The sequence below is a fragment of the Plebeiibacterium sediminum genome (assembly GCF_026013605.1).
GTDB lineage: Bacteria > Bacteroidota > Bacteroidia > Bacteroidales > Marinilabiliaceae > Saccharicrinis > Saccharicrinis sediminus.
In genome coordinates this window covers 1-1,564 of the sequence record NZ_JAPDPJ010000194.1, presented here as the reverse complement: position 1 = coordinate 1,564, position 1,564 = coordinate 1, and the positions used below count along the sequence as shown (strand labels likewise).

Below are 1,564 nucleotides of genomic sequence, written 5' to 3'. Positions count from 1 at the left end.
AGCGTTTTTGGTTCTTTTTGGGCGATGCAAAAAGAATAAAACTTATATTATCCCAATAACAATATGTCTTAAATATGAGAAATGATTTTTTATTGATTCTTCTTCGCTCAAGCCGCTGGGCTTTTCATTTGTTCATGCTATGTTAATTTTAAAGGTATTCACGATTTTCATTTCTTGTCTTGATACAAGAAACGAATACTCTGATATAAAAAAATATTTATGCAACATTCTCATTATGTCTTGGGTCATATACTACATGGCCTAATCGATAAGTAATTCCTGAGTTAATGATGCTATAAATTGTCCTTAATAGTTTATTTGCTATGTTATTCATAATTAAAAAATATGGTTTTCCTTCTAACTTCTTTCGCTCGTAATATAAACGATATTCTGGGTTTCTACTCTTAGCAACTACAGCACACATATAAAGCAATGTTTTAAGCTCCTTATCGGCCATATTGCTTACTTGTGATTTCTTTACCATCTTACCACTAGCATTTGGAAATGGACATACCCCTGCATAGGAAGATGCTTTTCTTGCTGTATTGATTTCTTTAAAGTTCCCAGTTTTAATAATCAACTCACAAGCTGTTACTTGACCAATACCTATAATGCCAGTTATTAAATGATAGTTTGTACTCAAGTCTATGTTCCCATCAATTATAAGCTGAATCTCTTCCTCTAAAGCATTAATTGATTGCTTTAAACTTTCTGCCATATTATTTGCTATTTGATGAGCTAAAATCGAATTATAGGGCATGGATGGCTTTGTTTTTTCATGTGTCAATAACATCTTTCTTTCCTTTACAAGTTGACCTCTTAACCTAAATAATTCTTTTAACTCTCTCATTTCTTCATCAGGATAAGCTGTACTTGTTAATTTATCACCAAAACGCTCTCCATATTCCCGTATGCGAGACGCATCCACCTTATCTGTTTTTCCCTTTTGCAAGCCCAGACTATGTCTAATTTCATATCCGCCTACTAATGCTATTGGTACATTTAAGCAATTACAGAGAAATAATAATAACTCACCATATACACCAGTATACTCTGCACACAGAAGAACTCCTTTGGGAAGTCCTTCCAAGAAGGATACAATTCCATTCAAATTATTCTTTATAATTTTATGAACAAGAACATTACCTTCATTTCTAAAACTTACATCAAACTTTTTTTGCGATAAATCAATTCCATAAATTAGTGCCATGTTTAATAATTTATGAGGCTCCAAGTTGAGTGGCTATTTCCGTAATAATGGGTTTTTCCCTAAATACTCTCTGGCTTTAACTCAATAAAATATGCTGTCCTTAATTCGTTTCGTAGATTTTATCTTAAGCAAAGAATAAGTTTACGCAGCATATGGAGTCTCTTTGTTACTTCCATAAATTAGACATTTACAATCTAATGCTAATATAACGGAAACAAAGAAGATCAAGGCTGCACCTGCTTCGCTCATAAAACTACGCTTCCTACGTCGAAAGCGCTGAACTCATCCTTTCGTACCTCAAGGATTCAAACAGCACCGCTTTTACCGACTTCAGCATCTTGTTTTATGGTTCAC

Annotated in this window: 1 protein-coding gene; it reads right to left on the bottom strand. The window is 33.4% G+C overall.

The window, feature by feature from the left end; genetic code table 11:
• Positions 1-217 precede the first annotated feature (217 nt).
• The gene (locus tag OM075_RS25005; protein WP_301193294.1) at positions 218-1,210 is read right to left on the bottom strand and encodes an IS110 family RNA-guided transposase; all 993 of its coding nucleotides are present in this window, start codon (positions 1,208-1,210) and stop codon (positions 218-220) included.
• Between the last annotated feature and the right edge of the window lie 354 nt (positions 1,211-1,564).

Coding starts and splice junctions, on each gene's coding strand:
- OM075_RS25005 (WP_301193294.1), bottom strand. CDS start 1,210: ATGGCACTAATTTATGGAATTGATTTATCGCAAAAAAAGTTTGATGTA.